Source organism: Paenibacillus taichungensis (assembly GCF_003287275.1).
GTDB lineage: Bacteria > Bacillota > Bacilli > Paenibacillales > Paenibacillaceae > Paenibacillus > Paenibacillus taichungensis_A.
The window spans coordinates 230,457-245,914 of sequence record NZ_QEVW01000012.1; the positions used below are offsets into that span (position 1 = coordinate 230,457).

The following is a 15,458-nucleotide window of genomic DNA, read 5'->3' on the forward strand; positions in this document are numbered from 1 at the left end:
AGGAAAATAAATGACGTATTCAATTAGCGAGGTCGCTAAAGAATTGAATCTAACCGTATATACTTTGCGTTACTACGATAAGGAAGGACTCATGCCTTTTGTTGAACGTACCCCTGGCGGAGCACGAAATTTTAAAGAATCAGACATCGATTTTTTAAAGATCATTCAATGTCTGAAATCTACCGGGATGCCGATCAAGGATATCAAAGATTTTATTGCATGGTGTTCCGAGGGGGACTCCACCTTGCAAGAGCGATATGACATGTTCACGGAACGCAAGGCGAGTGTAGAGGCGCAAATGGAAGAACTTAGAAAGACTATGGAAGTTATTGAACATAAACGTGCTTATTACAGGACTGCTCTCGATGCTGGAACGGAAGAGATTCATAAAAGCAATCGAATGGGGAATTTCATTGCTAACTAAGTATGTTATATTCAACTCACATCAAAGAGCCTAAACATCTATAGATGTTTAGGCTCTTTTTGCTCAATCCCTTTATAAATGACGTTTTCCTGTTAATAACCCATATCCTTTAATATTTTGGACAATGTACGCAAACGCTCGCCGATCATTTCATCGTCATCACTCAGAGCTTGGCTGAACAGCTTAATATCTTCATTTATTCTCTCATTGTCCGTACAAATCTCCACGGACATTGCATCCCCTTGCAGTCCAACACGATCGATGACAGGCTGCTCCGGGTCATATAAATGCTCATATCTATAGGCCTCGCGAAAATGTTCCAAAGACCGACAGATCAGAATGGACAAATCCAACACGCGATGGAGAGGCAGCTCTTCGGATTGTCTGGACCACTTTTCTCCGGTATATCTCCATACTTTGGCTGAAATATCAACCTTTCCTCTATCGTTCCACTGGGCCAATCCCAGGGAAAGACCTTTTGCGTCCGTGTTCCCGGCCATTCGGCCATCAACCTTTTCATAATTATCCGATACGACAACAGGTTTATGTTTTAACGTTGTAGGTATTTTCAATTTCATTCCCTCATTCCGTTTACCTTTTTACTAATTTACTAAACGACGGTTTCATCTTATCTTGATTTTAACCGTTAGTCAAATCAGTCTCCTGTTACAAGATCTAATTCTTTGGAGGTCTATTATAGCCTTTTTCTCCATAGGGCTGTAACTTCTGAAGCCACGGCTTCAGGATTTGTTTTTGTTCCCAACGCACATCCGTCACCTTATCGATGTCTTTCTGTTCCAGTACCTCATAAGTGAATGCCTCTTCTCCGAATTCTTTCCATTCTTTTTGTAACTCGGCATTCGCAAATCTTCCTTGATCCAGTTGCATCTGTAGAGTAAACCATTTGTTTTTCAAGTTGGGATAGCTGTCGATATAGATTTTCCCGTTAACTTTGTTTTTAATTTGGGCTACACCCATATACGTCTTGATCTGCTTATATTCCTCCAGCAGCTCCCTGCGCTTATTCATATCCATCTCTCTCTCTCCTTATCGTAGTTAATATACATTGGTAAAATTATAAATAGCGAGCGATAATCCGAACTAATTTTGCAGGAAATTCACGTAAATTGGTAATATCCAAAAATCGTTCATGACCATAAATCTCGCTAATGACATCTTTGTCTTGACCAATTGCAGATGCAAGGAAAGTAACTCCTTTCCGTTCATATGCCTCTATGGTTTGCTGCATGTCTCTGATGGCATAGCTTCCAGTGTAATTTTCCATTGCTTTGGGCTGTCCATCACTGATACTAATTAGCAACTTGGTCTGCTGCGGTGCAAGCACTAATCGTTCTGCCATAATTCTAAGAGCCATTCCATCACGATTGTTACTTCTGGCCTGAATTCCCATGAGTCTGAATCGATCGTTAATATTCGGTTGATCGAGATCAGTATAAGCAAAGATCGACATCTGCTCCATTCTGGAAACATCCGCGGTATCACCGTAGATTAATACTGGAATATTGCTGATTTGACAAAATTCATATACCGCGATGACTGCACGCTTAGCTGCTTCTAATCTCCCAAACGCTGACATCGATGCTGATTCATCCACTCTTAGACCTACTACAAGGGATGGCAATTCCGTCGGAGGGCTTTTTTTTGCAAAATGCCTGTAATCCTTATATACGACGCTGTCTGCATGAAACTTGCTGCCATAGTACCTATTCTTCTCAAATTCAGATGAAGACTCATGTTCCAGCAGCGGGAGTGTCTTTCTCGCAATCTCCTGTATTACGGGTATAAGCTTTCTGCTTAGATTGTAATATTCCTCTTGGAAGTCATAATCGTAAGCCGGGCGGTGAACGATGAGTTTTACTTTTTCATGAATCGAATCCGCCACGCTCTCTCTTGTGACTTGATTAAGCTTTTTACGGAAATCGCGCTCTTTTTGTTTTTCTTCCTCTGACTTGGATTCGGGATTGGTCTGATGATACATTGGAGAAGCGTCTTCCCCCGTATCCTCCCTTCCCATATCCGCAGAGTTAACGGATACACAAGCAGCAGACTCTTCACTATCCGCAGATTTCTTTAGTGTGATCCCCTCTTCATCTTCAATACTCTCATGCTCAACGTCAATGTCATCACTGTCTCCCCATATCTTGATCTCTATGGCAGTGTCATCGTTGGATTCCCGTTTTTTTTTACTTCATTCGTGATGCTCTCTACATGGGTAATCAGATCATGCTTGTGGAGTGCTTCTTCCAGGATTTTAATTTCCTCTGAATCGGTCGTTATTTTGTAGATAACCTTGTGATAAAGAGATTCTTTAGCCGAGGCTCCTCCTGCAACTGCATCAGTCCAGTAGAAAAAAGAGCGCATTCCAGCCACACCTTTGATGGCATTGGCTCGGGCTGTAGTGTCCAAAATCATAATCGTATCCGCTAACACACTTAATACCTGCTCATCCTCATAACCAGTTTTGACTTTGGCACGTTCCATCATGATTTCTTTGCTCGGAAGATCCATCTTCTCCGAGTGTTGAACCCTGTCCCGAAGCGCTTCATTTAAATGCCTCGACCCTACATAACTGCGATTGGTTGTAATGACCGCTATGAAGTCCGGATGTCTGTGTATGATTTCAGTAGGTAGATTAATACTACCGTCCAGTTCCAAAGCAGAATTTAACGCCATCAACACTGCTGCATCCCGAATGACATTCGGCTCCTGTATTTCCAGAAGATAACCCTTTTGATAGGCTCTAACGATCTCCGAGGGATAAAATCTGTACTCAACGGCTTCTCCGTCCGTCTGATCTACAACCAGCTTCAGCAATTGTTTCATCTTGTTCGCTGCTTGTTCTTTTGAAATATCCAATGCACTCATTATTATTTGCGTTGTGCTTTGAAAATGATCGCTTTCATACAATGCTTTCAAAGCGGTTTGCTCCGAGGGTTCCAATGTCTCTAATCGTTCAGGAGAAATCACCGGCAAAATAGCACCAATAATATCCGATTTGTCCATATCTGCAAAACAGGTCACTTTCGTATAAGGCAATCCGAAATTAGCGGATAATGCTTTTGCCAATTGTGTTTTGCCAGAACCGGCATCTCCTTCTAGGAGAATATTGGAAATCTTCATTTCCCCACGATGCCAGTTTCGTTTTACTTCTTTAGTAATACGTCGTTCTTCTTCGCTCGACATATGAGACAATGGCTTCTTCCACACCAGCTTTTCTTCTGCATCTGTTAATGCTCTCTGAGGTGATAAGAAATATTCTTCATGTTGATGTTCCTGCATTGTTTTCTCCTCCCTGTCCGTCATGATGTAGTTTCCTCGGCTTTATTTCTTCTTTCAATGACGATAGGAAGCAATAATAACGCACCGATTATCACAAAAACACCACTCCCTATAAATACACTAAGCAGGGAAAACGTATCTTTGAGATATCCAGAGGTAAGCATGCCAATCACCATCATTCCCATAAAAATCGGCATAATTGCTCCGGATACCCGGCCAATAAATGCTCCTTCCGTATTCCGCACAAGAAGCGTCTGAATTCCACCTTGAATACACGGGAAGAACAAACCACTAATTACGAGCAGAATAATGGTTAACCAAATTTGTGTTGATGCGCCCATGCCAACCGTACAGATTGCATTAACAAGTAAACCAACTAGAAGCAATAACTGTGGCTTCACCTTTTTAGCGATTGCGATGATCACTGCACCTCCGACCAACATGGCCGCCCCATTCGCCATCACCAGCCATTGCAAGAACTCTTTATCCTGACCCAAATTTTCAATGACAAGAAAGAGCTGAAGCGGCTGAGTCAGTCCTGATGCCAAACCAACTGCCGAGAATGTTAATCCAAGTGTTCTCAAGGATTTATTCGCCCCGATATACCGCAGGCCATCTGTCAGCTCTCTAACGAAGCCGCCAGTATTCCCTGAGTTCTCCTCCTCTACATCCTGAGGAAGTAATGATAATACAAGCGAAGAACCCACAAACATAGCCGCAGTCAGGATGAGGGATACGCTAATGCCAAACTTTATGAAAATAAAAGTGCCAATGACCGGCCCCAAAACCATAAAGACAGCAACAAGCGTTTGGGACATAGCCATTACGCCCTGCAATTGTTCGGCTGGTACATGCCTTTTGTACAGTTTCATCGCTGAAGGCTGAGAAAACTGTGACAAACTGGCAGAAACGAAAGATCCAATTAGAAGTGCAATCCATCCACCGTTCATGACCGTAAGCAATACAACACCAACGGACAAACCTGATAATAAATCACTCCATACCATTGTTTTTTTCGGTCGCCAGCGATCGGCAAAAGTACCACCAATCAGACCAAATATAAAGATTGGTGAAAATTCCGCTACCGAAATCAGTGATATATCAACCGGATTATTATGCGTCAATTCGGAGACATAAAGAAGAACGGCATAATTTCGGATCCAAATTCCGAGCTGCAAGAGCACCCGGGAAAAAATAATAGTTCGAACATATGGATTGGCAAACATTTCAATACCCCATATCCTTTAAGATTTTTGCTAACGCGCGCAGCCGTTCACTATTCATTTCATCATTATCTTGAAGAGCCTGGCTGAATAACTGAATGTTCTCATTGATGCTCTCATCGTCTATACAAACTCCCACTGTCATGGCACTACCTTGAAGAGCAATGCGATCGATGACAGGCTCCTGTGGATCATAAAGATGTTCATGTCGATAGGCCTCTTGAAAATACTCGAGGGATCTACAGATCAGAATCGACAAATCAAGTACGCGATGGAGAGGCAGCTCTTCTGATTGCATTGAGCATTTTTCTCCCGTATTTTCCCACGCCTTAGCCGATATATTAACCTTTCCCCTATCGCCCCACTGGGTCAAGCCCAGTGAAAGGCCTTTTACGTCCAGGTTGCTGGCCAGTCGACCATCCACCTTTTCATAGTGCTCCGCTACGACAACAGGTTTGTGCTCTGGAGCAACTGCTTCTTTCATTTTTATTCCTCCTATTCTCCAAATTTTTTATTTAGTAATTTAGTAAATTACTAATTTACTAAATTACGGCTTCATTCTATACAGGATATCTTCCTTCGTCAACCGTTTTTTTGAATGCTTCCTTTCCACTTTTGTTTTGAACAAAAAAGTGATCCATGGGAAAAAGATGCTGTTCAGCTTAATTTCACAATAATTTTTTTCTAGAAATGTATCCGAAAAAACAAAAAAAGCCGCTAAATTAGCGGCTTTCCGTGCTCGTACATGTATGGAAATTTCGTTTCAATTTGCTTGCTCAATGAAAAGTCACAATTGTGGACTAGAGAAGCAGACTTCAGGAGCCACTAATTGGTACTTGGAATCGAGTAGTCTACTTTTGGAGCAGTGACACCTTCCGGCTTCAATTGAATGGAACGCTGGCAGATCGCTGTGATCACAAAAGCCATCAAAGCTAATATCACAGCTACTGGTGGCACCCACTTCACACCACCTAAATTGACAGCAAGCCCGCCAACTCCGGAGCCGAGGGCTATCCCCACGTTTGCCGCCACGGGCAGCAACGTGGATGCGAACGGTCTGGAATTCGGCGCGATTGCTCCAGAGACGTCGAACAGATAGAGCTGGGAGGCGGCGCTCATGGATGATGACAGGCAACCGATCAGGAACAAGAACGCCAAGCCCAGCCACAGGTGAGACACAGTGAAGCTGAGTCCCATAAAGATGGCAGCTTGAATGACGAAAAGCCATTTAAGCTTGGGTAAGAAATCTCCTTTAGCTATTTTGGCACCGATCCAGTTGCTCAGTATGCTGCAGGCACCGTAGATGAGGAGTACAGCGCTAATCCAACGCGCAGGTACACCCATGGAATTCCCCAGCAAAGGAGTAATATAAGTGAAAACCACAAAAATACAACTGTTCCCAAGAACCGGAATCAAGCAGGCCAGCAATATGCGCGGCTTCATAAATAGCGTCATCTGATCGCTGAATGAACCGGCAATGGTCGTTGTTTGTCGCGGAAGAATTCGGAACATGAATATGAATGGCACGACCCCGATGCATGCTGTAACAACAAACGTCATGGACCAGTTCAGATGCTGTCCGATGAACGTGCCGAGAGGAACGCCTAGCACATTGGCTATGGAAAATCCGCCCAGTATCCAGGCGATTGCTTCCCCTCTACGTTCCGGGTTAACAGCGTCGCTTGCAATCGAGATCGAAAGCGATATCGTAAGTCCGCATGCTACTGCTGAAACGATCCGAATAACCATCAAGGAATAGAACGTCGTTGAGAAAATGGTAAGTACGTTCAAGGCAAGCACGACTGCAAACCCGATTAAAATGGAGTTTCTTCGGGGAATTTTGGCTAAGAAAGCAACGGCAAACGGTGTTCCGATTGCATAGGCAATGGCGAAGCCGGATACGAGCGCGCCTGCGGCAGCCAGCGATACTTTCATATAGGTTTCGATTTCCTTCAATACGCCCACAATTACGTATTCGGTTGTTCCCAATACAAAGCTAACCAATGTAAGTGTTAAAATAAGTAAATTTTCTCTTTTTCTAGTCAATAATAAGCCCTCACAATTCTCTCTAATGTTGCAAGCGTTTCATTTTCTTAAATGAATTCCATTCTTAACAAATTATGCTTTCACATCCCTTCCATTCGATATATAGTACATATTATTGAATAGTGAAATTGTACTGTCAGACATGCTAAGCGACAATCAAGGTTGTTGTGATCTTCATCCAAAACATTATGTATGTTGTCATTTCACCACAGAATCTTGAAGGGAAGACATTAATGAATACACGCCATGAACCCGACCGACTACATGAAGATCAAGATTGCATTATTATTTATGTAGGGAAGTTGGCAGATAATCCCCATTGGAGTTTTCCCACCCACAAGCATGACGATTTGCATGAGATTATTTATGTTAATGAGGGTCAGGGCTCGTTCACGATTGATGGGACAAAGCACTCGGCTCAAAAGGGAGATGTTCTTGTATATAACAAAGGCACGCTTCACGAGGAAAGATCGGACCCGGAATTCCCTTTATCCACCTTTTATTGCGGCTTTCGTTTCAAAGCGGGCACCCGCACCAACAATGATTGGGTTATTCCTCCTGGCAGCGATCCAGTCGTTCGTGCCAATCGTTATTCGGAAGAGATTCGGTCATTAATGCAGACCATGTTTAATGAATTTTCGATCCGAGAAGAAGGTTATAACTCTATTTCCCATCATCTGCTGAATGCCGTGCTGCTGATTATCGATCGCATGTCTCACCATCAGCGCACAGCAAATGAGATCGTTCAAAGCAATACCCTCGCTGAAAGTATCAAAGATTATCTGGACACGAACTATCGTCAAAATATTAAGCTGAAAGACTTGGCTGATCAATTCCATATCGACTTCTATTACTTGATTCATATGTATAAAAATTGCTACGGTACCTCCCCTTATCATTACCTCATTCAACGAAGAATGGGCGAAGCGACCCGATTGTTGGTTTCAACCAAGAAAAAAGTATGGGAAATCTCCAAGTTGGTTGGGTACGAGAACCCAAACTACTTTACGATTCTATTTACCAAAACAGTCGGTGAATCTCCGAGAAGTTTCCGCAAAAGAAACCAAAAAGACATGTTCGGTGACCCTTCCAACTAAAAAACAGGTAGCCTGAGGGCTACCTGTTTCGTCATAAGTCAATAGAGTATGTCCATGTTTATTGGCAAGTCCTTATATTTGCCTCTCATGATTTATAATTAAAGTGCTTCGTTAGGGGCTTCATCCGAATCTGGTTCGACATGAACATGAACAGTGTATACCTCATGTTCCTTTAACAATTCGTCTTCTACATTTGTTGAAATATCATGAGCTTTCTGAAGATCCAAATCCGATCGTACAAGGATTACCACATCGACAACGGCATTATTACCGTAATTCCGGGCTCTTAAATCTTTAACCGCCTCTACGCCATCTACATTGGCAATTGTGCTCCTGTATTCCTTGATTAGCTCTTCGTCAAATCCATCTGTAAGATGGTGTGTTGCTTCACGAAAAATGTCCCAAGCGGTTTTACATATTAGAAAGCCCACCGCTACAGCTGTTAATGGGTCGAGCCATGGTAGGCCGAATTGTGAACCAATAATTCCTATAACTGTTCCTATACTAACCCAGGCATCAGAGATATTGTCTTTTGCAGCTGCCATAACCGCTTGGCTCTTGATCTTCAAAGCAAGTTTTTTGTTATATCTGTATACCAGATACATCACAGCGGCACATAATATGCCTGTCCAGGCTGCAATGATATCCGGAGATTCGCTTTTCCCCTGGAATACGGATGTAATCGCTCCGTAAAGCACTTGCAGCCCAACTACCATCATTATGAAAGACGCAACCAGTGAGGCAACGGTCTCTGCTTTCCAATGTCCGTATGTATGATCTTTATCAGCAGGTCGTTGAGCAAGTCTCAGACCGATAAGAACCGCGATCGAAGCAATAATATCGGTAGCATTGTTTAAACCATCGGCTTTTAAAGCCTCAGAATTAGACATATAACCAATAATCATTTTGATTGCAGTCAAACAAATATAAGCAATAATACTGATGATTGCTCCCTTTTCACCCAATTTTAAGTTGTCATACTTTATTTGCTCCACTAACGTAATCCCCCTGATTCCAACTGTTTTCTAGCACTTTACGATGGTATCATCACGATGTTGTGTGGGTCTAGAGAAACGTTTTGAACCAAGTAAAACAATGTCTGTACAACGAAAGAGTTTGACCTCGTCCAAAAAAAGTTGCGATAAGTAAACTTTTAAATATTGTGAATCGCCCTCCTTTATCCACTCACAATGCTTTTATCACTTCGGTCTGCCCACCTTTTCCGCCATATTGCTTGACTCTGGTATCGTACCAGGGTTTAACGTGGTTTATAACAAATATGGCTTTACGAATCAGGAGTGGATTAAGATGATGTTGCAAAAACAGTTTGACCAAGCGTTTGAAATTATGAAGAAATCGTTTCCCGAAGCCGAATATCGGGAATATTCAGAACAGAAGAAGTTGCTGTCCCATTCAAGTTATCGCCTTCTTACAGAGGTTAATGAGCAGAATGAAGTGATTGGATTTCTCGCAGGATGGGAGTTCGATTCGTTCAGATATGTTGAGCATTTGGCTGTTTCCCCGAACATTCGTGGGGGCGGCATAGGCAAGCGGTTAATGGAGCGTTTCATGAATCATTCCGCCAAGCCGGTAATATTGGAAGTCGAATTGCCGGAAGATGAGCTTAAGCGGAGAAGGATTGGATTTTATGAGCGCCTGGGATTCTGCCTGGGAGATCATTCTTATGTTCAGCCACCCCTTCGTGCTGTAAGTCAGCAAACCTTACCTTTACAGATCATGAGTTATCCGGCAAAGTTGACCCCGACACAATTTGAAATGGTGAGAAAATTACTGTATAAGGAAGTGTATGGCGCGACTTCAGCATACGCGCACGCATATAATAGCTAAATGCAAACGAGGAAGAAAACCGATGAAAAACGATTATAAAATCAATGAAATCTCGAAGCTTTACGGAATAGGTGTTGACGCGCTGCGTTATTACGAAAAATTAGGATTGCTCGTGCCTCGGCGAGACGGAAACGGATATCGTCTGTACAGCCTTCAAGATATGTATAAGCTGAACATCATCCGGGACCTGCGCCAGTTGGATTTTACCATGCAACAGATCAAAGCGTATTTAGATCAGCAAAGTGTCGAAAACACACTTGAATTGTTATTGACTGAACAGGAACTGATTAAGGAACAAATAGCCAAGCTCAAAACTACGCAGCGTATTATTCAGGGCAGAATCAAGGTATTGACTGACGCAAGCAAAATACAGACAGGAGTTTTCTCCATTAAAACGTATCCCGACCGGCCGTGTCTTCAGCTCAATACACGCATAACTAGGGATGAGGAGATGGATTATGCCATTAAGAAGCTGCATCAAAAACATAAAAGTCTCATTCCAGACTTCGGGAACCAATTATATGGTGCATCCGTGTCCCTTGAGGAACTAAAACATGGCGTGAGGGATGTTTTTAACTCCGTGTTCTTTATTTTTAATCCTGGTGATGCTGCAAGGATTGATTATGATTACATCCTGCCAGCTGGTGAGTATCTTTCCCTTTTTTATAGGGGTAACTACCGTCAAAGTTATGAAAAAATGCTTGAAGTCGTTGCTTATGCGGAGGAAAAAGGGCTCTGTGTAATGGATAATCCTTTTGAAATCTATGAAATTGATAATCGTGATACGATCATCACTGATCAATTTCTGACCGAAATACAGTTGCGGATTGCCAAAGAATGATGAGCTCCTAAAGGTAGAAGTTATTGGATACGACTTGATACCATAACTTCTACCCTAATAACAAAAAAAGCCGCTAAATTAGCGACTTTTTTGTATGATAAATTCTTTTTCTTCGCCACAGTAACTCCAGCTCATTGCAGTGATTAGTGAATATCTTTCTTTTTGAAATTGCCACCCTTAACTTCAGCTACATCATAAACAACTATAAAAGCATTGGGATCAATTTCGTGTATGATATCCTTGATTTTGCTTTCTTCCATACGGTTGATTACACAGGTAATCTCTTTGAATTGTTCATTGGAATAACCACCGTAAGCATCGGTATAGGTTGCTCCACGACCCAATCGGTCACGAATGGTTTCGACCATGATCTCCGGTTGATTGGTAATAATTTTAAAGGTTTTGGAGCCGCTCAAACCTTCTTCAACGATATGTATCACTTTGGAAGCGATGTAATAAGCAAGTGCAGACAAGATCGCCCCTTGCAGACCAAATACAGTTGAAACGACAATAAAGACAAACATGTTCAAGAATAAGATTAGATCACTGGTTCCAAAAGGTAATTTGCGTGAAAGCAGGACAGCCAACATATCGATTCCATCCAATGCCCCACCATTACGCAGCGCCAAACCCATACCAAAACCGATGATAATCCCGCCCACAACGGTAATTAACAGTGTATCCCCTTGAATAATCGTTGGTACATGGTGCATAAGGCTTGTACCAACAGCTAGCGAGGCAATACCGATAATGGAGTAAATAGCAAAGCTCTTACCTATTTGTTTGTAACCTAACCATACAAATGGAATGTTGATGATACCAATCAGCATCCCTAACGGTAAACCAAACAGTTGTGAGCCAACGATACTAAGACCTGTCACACCACCGTCTGATACATTGTTTGGAATTAATACAGCTTCCAGACCATATGAGGTGATGAAAGCCCCGATCATAATCAATAATACTTTGGAGATGATTTTCAGTTTGTTAGACTTCTGCACGTTCCTTTGATTCATTCCTTTTCCCCCTTGGACAATTAACCGATAAAAAATAGTCTATAATAATTATCACTATTTTGGCAAATTAATATGCTCTGGGTTAAAGAACATTTATTATCAATTCAACAATGGAATCGAATTAACCTGTTAACCTTCAAAGCAAAAAAAGCCGCTTTGCAGCGACTTTTAACAGGACAATGAACTTCTTCCCAATGTATCATTTTTTTGCTACATTTTTCTTCACATGATCCTGATGAAACAAAAACAAAGAGGCAGCTCCAATTAATCCTGCTTTATTGCCGAGCCTGGCTGGAATGATCTCTGTATGCTTGAAGCTGTCCAGCAGAAGTTCCCGTGTACAATCGGAAATACGTGAGACAAGCCACTCTTGCTCCATGATTCCCCCTCCAACGATGACTGCGGGAGGATTGAAAATATGGATCAGTGTTGCAATTCCTCTTGAAACCTCACACACCCAGCTGTGCAATAATGTTTCAAGTGCTGCACCTCCCACATCAATCTTTGCGAAAAAATCTTTCCCACTTGTAATGTGAGAATCAATTTCTTGGGCCTTTTTAACGAGTGCTGTCGTGGATGCAAGGTTTTCGTACATGCTATCCCACATGGTATCGGTTGAACGTATGACTGGATGCATAAGCATATGCCCAAACTCCCCTGCAGATCCTTTGAATCCCTTATAGATCTTTCTTTCAATTACAATGGCGCCCCCGATACCCGTCCCGAACGTTAAGCAGATAAAATCATTAAAAGAATGTCCTGCACCTACCCATGCTTCTCCCAGAGCAGCCGCATTCACATCATTTTCCACCATTACGGGTTTATGAAAACGTTCTTCCAGAATACTCTTCACCTGAACGCCTGTATAATTCGGAATATTGGGATTGGCATAACGAATAGATCCATCAACAGGATGAACTTGTCCGGCGGTACTGACCGCAATAGCTTCATATTTACTGTACACCGACATCAGTTCCATTACTCGTTCAATAAGTTGAACACCGCCTCGGATGGCATTTGTTGCGTACTCCTGATATTCTGTAATGTCACCCGCAGTATTGCACAGGCCGAGCTTGATTCTCGTACCGCCAATATCACATGCCAGTATGTTCATTACTCATTCCCTGCAATGGGAGCTTTGCTCTTATGAATGGCATGCACAAATCTTTTAGTGATCTCATAAGGTCTGGTTATTGCAGAACCCACTACTGCTGTATGAACACCGAGTTCGAATAAAAGGGCGAGTTCTTCAGGTGTGGAAATACCTCCTTCGGCGATCAGCGGAACCTTAAGGTTGTTGACCAGCCTTTCGGCCATCTCAAAATCGGGAAGTTGTCTTCCTTTTGTTGCATTCGTATATCCGCTGAGAGTCGTTCCGACACAATCAAAACCAAGGATTTCTGCTTGAATACCTTCATTGTAGGTTGAACAATCGGCCATAAATAACTGATCCGGGTACGTTTCCCGAAGCATCGGAAAAATTTCTGTGATCGTTGTATGATCAGGTCTTATTCGATCTGTGGCATCAAGTGCAATGATGTCAACCCCTGCGCGCACCAATGCGTCTACTTCTCGCTGTGTTGGCGTAATGAAAACATCGGAGTCAGGATGTACTTTCTTGATGATTCCTATGATCGGCAATGAGACATGTTTTCTGATTTCTTCTATATCCTCTATGCTGTTGGCACGAATCCCTGCTGCCCCTCCCAAATAAGCTGCATATGCCATTCTTCCCATAATATAAGAACTATGCAATGGTTCCTCAGGTAGCGCCTGACAGGAAACAATGAGCTTTCCTTTTAAGTTTTGCAGTACATTACGATCTTTGGACATCTTCTCTCTCCTCCATCCTATTCTTTAACCGCTCCAGCTGTAATTCCTTGGGTAAAATATCTCTGGAACAAGATAAATATGAGTAGCATCGGCAGTGCTGCGACAAATGCGCCAGCCATTTTGTAAGCAAAATTCGGATTCATGTCCTGCATTAAGGTCGCCGTTCCCACCATGAGGGTCTTCATGTTCTTCTCTTGTCCCACAATCATTTGCCAAAGGTAATCATTCCACACCTGAACAAAGTTCAGGATGAATAAGGCACCGATCCCCGGCTTTACAATCGGCAGCATAATCTGCAAAAAGGTTCTCCACTCTCCTGCCCCGTCGATTCTCGAAGCTTCACGGAGTGCGCTTGGGGTCTGATCAAAAAATCCTTTTAACATAAACACCCCGAAGGCCGTTGCCACGTTTGGCCAAATCATGCCGCCATAGGAATTAATCAAGCCAAAATCTTGCGTAATCTGAAACAGGGGAACGATCATAATTTCTTTCGGAATCATCAGGCTTGAGATAAAAATAATAAAGATCACATTCTGCCCTGGAAACGTCAATTTTGAAAAAGCGTAAGCCGCCATAGCTCCTATAATGACCACCAGAACGGTACTGACGAATGAGACATACAGACTGTTGAAGGTCCAGCGCAGCGCCGGTTGATTCTGAAAAATGTCCACATAATTGGAGAAGGTGATATCTTTCGGGAACCAGTCCGGGGGCATTTTCACAACATCGGCACTGTTCTTCAGGGAACTGGTCCATAACCAGTACAACGGAAACAAATTGAGAATGGCAAAGAAAGTAACAATTACATTGGTAATCTTGTCGTAAGGCTCTCGTCCGGTTTTTATTCTGTTACGCATCATGATCCTCTCCTCACTTCACCCTGAGCACTGTGCGTAGCTGGGGAATCGACAACAGGAGCGTAATCACAAACATGATGACACCTACCGCGGATGCTACGCCGAGCTGATTGAATTTAAAGGCATTATTGTATAGGTAGTACATCAGGGTAACGGATGCATTGTTCGGACCTCCACCAGTCAGGAGCTGAATGACGACAAAGATCTTAAGTACGGCGATAATGTTAATAATCGTAATATATACCGTCGTCGATTGAACGGAGGGAATCAGGATATGACGAATCATTTGCACCCGACTAACTCCGTCTACTTCAGCGGCTTCCATCAAATCTTTCGGGACTCCGATCATTGCAGCAATATATAAGATAATAGCCTGCCCGACATTTGTAGCAAAGGTTACGAAAATAATGACCGGCATCACGGTAACTTTGTTTCCCAACAGATTGACATTGCCCATTCCCTGCTCACGAGCCAGATAGGAAATCAACCCACTGGAAGGGTTCAGCAGAAAACTCCAAATCATGCTCATGACGACCATCGAAACCATGACTGGTATATAGTAGCTCCCTCGAATAAAGGAGACATACTTTGCATTTTTGTCAAAAACGCTGGAGGCTACGAAAAGAGCAAAGCCTACCGTAAGCACGACAATACAAACAACAAATACGAGGGTGTTGAAGAATGCCTGAAGGAAAACAGGGTCGTTCAACAACGAGATATAGTTATCAAAGCCAATAAACTTTTCGCTGGAGTACTGAATTTGGTACAGACTCATTCGAAAACCTTCCATGATGGGATAGACGAGAAACAACAGGAAAACAATCATTTGCGGTGTGATGAACAGATATCCTGTCAAATGCTCCTTCAGGATGCGGGGTGATTTCATCTCAACATCGTACCTTTCTTATTGAAGCTCATAGAGATGCGAGGTTAGCAATCAAGTAACAGCTTCTAAAGTGTGGTGCGCGCTTCT

The 15,458-nt window shown here is 42.7% G+C and carries 17 protein-coding genes; 4 read left to right on the forward strand and 13 right to left on the reverse strand.

Translation table 11 applies throughout. The features are described 5' to 3' along the window. Nucleotides 1-10 precede the first annotated feature (10 nt). Nucleotides 11-424 (forward strand): MerR family transcriptional regulator, encoded by a 414-nt coding sequence (locus DC345_RS19190; RefSeq protein WP_076289189.1) that lies wholly within the window; start codon nucleotides 11-13, stop codon nucleotides 422-424. 92 nt (nucleotides 425-516) lie between these two features. On the opposite strand, the gene DC345_RS19195 is transcribed toward DC345_RS19190, so the two are convergent. The 7 genes from DC345_RS19195 to DC345_RS19225 all read right to left on the reverse strand — a co-directional run bounded on the left by DC345_RS19195 (nucleotide 517) and on the right by DC345_RS19225 (nucleotide 6,993). Further along, the gene (locus DC345_RS19195) at nucleotides 517-996 is read right to left on the reverse strand and encodes a DUF6530 family protein (protein ID WP_113054430.1); all 480 of its coding nucleotides are present in this window, start codon (nucleotides 994-996) and stop codon (nucleotides 517-519) included. Between the two features lie 103 nt (nucleotides 997-1,099). After that, nucleotides 1,100-1,459: a GIY-YIG nuclease family protein gene (locus DC345_RS19200; protein WP_113054431.1), complete on the reverse strand. Its 360-nt coding sequence runs from the start codon at nucleotides 1,457-1,459 to the stop codon at nucleotides 1,100-1,102. A 40-nt stretch (nucleotides 1,460-1,499) separates the two neighbouring features. Next, complete coding sequence (locus DC345_RS19205) at nucleotides 1,500-2,459, reverse strand: vWA domain-containing protein (protein WP_113054432.1); 960 nt, start codon at nucleotides 2,457-2,459, stop codon at nucleotides 1,500-1,502. Between the two features lie 134 nt (nucleotides 2,460-2,593). Continuing rightward, nucleotides 2,594-3,724, reverse strand: a complete 1,131-nt coding sequence (locus DC345_RS19210) for an AAA family ATPase (RefSeq protein WP_113054556.1) — start codon at nucleotides 3,722-3,724, stop codon at nucleotides 2,594-2,596. Between the two features lie 20 nt (nucleotides 3,725-3,744). Then, nucleotides 3,745-4,950: an MFS transporter gene (locus DC345_RS19215; RefSeq protein ID WP_113054433.1), complete on the reverse strand. Its 1,206-nt coding sequence runs from the start codon at nucleotides 4,948-4,950 to the stop codon at nucleotides 3,745-3,747. A gap of 1 nt (nucleotide 4,951) precedes the next feature. Further along, nucleotides 4,952-5,431: a DUF6530 family protein gene (locus tag DC345_RS19220; protein WP_113054434.1), complete on the reverse strand. Its 480-nt coding sequence runs from the start codon at nucleotides 5,429-5,431 to the stop codon at nucleotides 4,952-4,954. 341 nt (nucleotides 5,432-5,772) lie between these two features. Continuing rightward, entirely contained in the window at nucleotides 5,773-6,993 is a 1,221-nt protein-coding gene (locus DC345_RS19225) for an MFS transporter (RefSeq protein ID WP_113054435.1), read from the reverse strand. A 233-nt stretch (nucleotides 6,994-7,226) separates the two neighbouring features. Here DC345_RS19225 and DC345_RS19230 point away from each other — a divergent pair, with 233 nt between their 5' ends. Then, on the forward strand, nucleotides 7,227-8,090 hold the full coding sequence (locus DC345_RS19230) for an AraC family transcriptional regulator (protein WP_181586648.1): 864 nt from the start codon (nucleotides 7,227-7,229) through the stop codon (nucleotides 8,088-8,090). Nucleotides 8,091-8,188: 98 nt separating this feature from the next. Here DC345_RS19230 and DC345_RS19235 read toward each other — a convergent pair whose 3' ends face one another. Beyond that, a complete protein-coding gene (locus tag DC345_RS19235) occupies nucleotides 8,189-9,085 on the reverse strand; it encodes a cation diffusion facilitator family transporter (protein WP_113054437.1) in 897 nt (298 codons plus the stop codon). 313 nt (nucleotides 9,086-9,398) lie between these two features. Between DC345_RS19235 and DC345_RS19240 the strand changes: the two genes are divergently transcribed. After that, entirely contained in the window at nucleotides 9,399-9,938 is a 540-nt protein-coding gene (locus tag DC345_RS19240) for a GNAT family N-acetyltransferase (protein ID WP_113054438.1), read from the forward strand. Nucleotides 9,939-9,960: 22 nt separating this feature from the next. Continuing rightward, nucleotides 9,961-10,779, forward strand: coding sequence for a MerR family transcriptional regulator (locus tag DC345_RS19245; RefSeq protein WP_113054439.1), 819 nt, complete (start codon nucleotides 9,961-9,963; stop codon nucleotides 10,777-10,779). 143 nt (nucleotides 10,780-10,922) lie between these two features. Here DC345_RS19245 and DC345_RS19250 read toward each other — a convergent pair whose 3' ends face one another. The 5 genes from DC345_RS19250 to DC345_RS19270 all read right to left on the reverse strand — a co-directional run bounded on the left by DC345_RS19250 (nucleotide 10,923) and on the right by DC345_RS19270 (nucleotide 15,371). Further along, nucleotides 10,923-11,795, reverse strand: coding sequence for a YitT family protein (locus DC345_RS19250; protein ID WP_076289180.1), 873 nt, complete (start codon nucleotides 11,793-11,795; stop codon nucleotides 10,923-10,925). Between the two features lie 199 nt (nucleotides 11,796-11,994). Next, nucleotides 11,995-12,909: an ROK family protein gene (locus DC345_RS19255; RefSeq protein WP_113054440.1), complete on the reverse strand. Its 915-nt coding sequence runs from the start codon at nucleotides 12,907-12,909 to the stop codon at nucleotides 11,995-11,997. Next, nucleotides 12,909-13,628, reverse strand: coding sequence for an N-acetylmannosamine-6-phosphate 2-epimerase (locus tag DC345_RS19260; protein WP_113054441.1), 720 nt, complete (start codon nucleotides 13,626-13,628; stop codon nucleotides 12,909-12,911). The genes DC345_RS19255 and DC345_RS19260 overlap by 1 nt, the downstream gene beginning before the upstream one ends. A gap of 17 nt (nucleotides 13,629-13,645) precedes the next feature. Then, nucleotides 13,646-14,485 carry a carbohydrate ABC transporter permease gene (locus DC345_RS19265; RefSeq protein WP_113054442.1) on the reverse strand — a complete coding sequence of 280 codons (840 nt, stop codon included), beginning with the start codon at nucleotides 14,483-14,485 and terminating at the stop codon, nucleotides 13,646-13,648. Between the two features lie 13 nt (nucleotides 14,486-14,498). After that, complete coding sequence (locus DC345_RS19270) at nucleotides 14,499-15,371, reverse strand: carbohydrate ABC transporter permease (protein ID WP_113054443.1); 873 nt, start codon at nucleotides 15,369-15,371, stop codon at nucleotides 14,499-14,501. Between the last annotated feature and the right edge of the window lie 87 nt (nucleotides 15,372-15,458).